2 pseudogenes are annotated in these 2112 nt (G+C 35.8%); both read right to left on the bottom strand.

Annotation, left to right across the window (positions count from 1 at the left end):
- Positions 1–534, bottom strand: a pseudogene (locus tag VLC96_RS13445) (glycoside hydrolase family protein); the annotation flags it as partial.
- Positions 535–2112 (bottom strand): annotated as a pseudogene (locus VLC96_RS13440) (DUF4450 domain-containing protein); the annotation flags it as partial.

Here is a 2112-nt window from a genome sequence, read left to right as displayed (position 1 = left end):
CCCTTCTTTTCCAGGTTGTAACAAAGGTTCGTCAGGTCTTTTCCAAGGTCCGTAGAGTGAATCGGCTGTGGCCAAACCTATTCTTTTGGTATCAAATTTTCCATTTGAATTTCCTAAGTAAAACAAAGCATATTTTCCATCTACAAAATGAATACTCGGGTTATGACAAGTGGTCGCATCCCAAAAACCCGCTCCACGTGGTGCCAAAACGGTACTCACATATTCATAAGGGCCTTCTGGTTTATCGGCAACTGCGTGTGCAATTTCTGAACCGTTTAGCCAAGCTCCCATTCCTTTACTTTTTGGCCAACGGGAAAAAAATACATGAATTTTACCATCAGGTCCTTCAATGGGGCTGTTGCACCAAACATAATAATCTTCGAATTCTAATGCTCTTCCTACTGGGCTTAACCTTTTTTCAAAATCAGAAAGCTTAGGATCTTTTTCAGAAATAAAAAAATCGTGAGCCTCAGCAGGAATCGAAACTGCCAACGAAGCCAAAAAAGTCGTGTATATAAAATCCCTTCTTTTCATTTATTCTCGTATTAAAGTGGCGCTCATCAACCCAATGACAACATCATTCGTAATTGTTTGTAAAGAAAAACTTTTCAATGTTTTTGATGGATTTAATGGCAAATCTAAAACAGTTCCTGCTCCTCCTTCAATACCATTATCCGCAAATCCTTTGATTGTTTTGTAATCATTAAAAGTGCGGGAAACTACTCCAGATTTCAAATAAACGCGTGGCGGTTTTGTTGCATTGATCATAAATGCTTTTCCATCAACAAAATAATCCTGCTCGATTGGCCACCAATTTTCAGGGTTTTTCAGTTCCAAAACATCTTGAGAACCATCAGTATAATTAACGACTATTTTGCCATTTGTCATTCGGCTTTGCATCGGATTTGTAGAACCCGCCATCATCAAATACAAATGGGAAGCCTTACCGTTTAAAGGAATACTGGTTTCCTTTGGATAATTATCCCACATTGAAGTAAAAGCAATATTGTTTTTAGCAGCATCCGATGGCGTTTCAAAAACAATACCCTCAGGAGTCCTGATTTGTCCATTTGCTTTCGTTTTGGAACGCAATCCTGAATCATCAATAGTTGGATTAATTAATGGATAACACCAGTTTCCAATTCCTTGTAAAGGCAATTGCAAAGTTGGACTTTGTGGTCGTGGCGATTCATATTTTACCTTAAAAATATCCGTTACTTTGGCATTAAAATAAGGAGACAATGCAACAGCTTCTTGTTTTAAAGTTTTATTTTCCGGAATATCCCAACTTGTAAATGACAATGAATAATTCCCTGCATCTTTGGTTTGTATTTGCAAATTATTAGTTCCTGCAACTAGATTTTTTATTGGAATTGCAATTGTTTCAGAACCATTTTCTTTGATAGTTATTTCTTTTGCAAAAGATTTTACAACCAATTTCCCGGTAACGTTTTTGGCCGAATTATTTTGAATAGAAAGAAACAAATCATTCGGATTCACTTCTTTCACAGCAACTTCAAATTTTGGTTTACTGTTGATAATAATCGGTTGCCACCAAATCATTTCGCCTTGTTGTAATTGCACAAATACGGTTTTATTGCCGATGTTGTTTACAATTCCTGTGATTTTATTTTCGCTTTTTGAAAGAGAATTTAAAACCTTTTGTGGGTCATTAACATCGATGATTTTGGCTTTTTTAGTTTCGAATACAAAAGCATCATTTGGGTTGTAATCTTCGGTAACTTTTATTTGTTCCAAAGATGTTTCTCCCCAATTAATTACAATGGAATATTTTTCGGCAAAAGGCGATTCGATAACAATTTCAGGCTTTCCAATTCCGTTTTTGGTAATCGTATAATTGGTTTTATTTCCATTAATAGTAATGTTATTTATTTTTTCAGAAGAGCTATTCACTACAAATCTCAAAGCCATTTTGGTTGACAAGTGATTGGCGATTTCGTACGAATCTGAGTTTTTTTCTCTTTTGAAAGAAAAAGAAACATCAGGAATTTCTAAAGAAGCTGAATCCCATTTTTCAGGAAATCCGGGTTTGATCGTCAGTTGATGAGCGAGTGCATCTGGTTGAATTCCGAAAAGTCCTTCGACCAAAGT

Origin of the sequence: Flavobacterium sp., assembly GCF_035456085.1 — a bacterium.
Lineage (GTDB): Bacteria > Bacteroidota > Bacteroidia > Flavobacteriales > Flavobacteriaceae > Flavobacterium.
The sequence above is the reverse complement of the archived record's forward strand: the minus strand, read 5'-3'. Positions and strand labels throughout refer to the sequence as shown.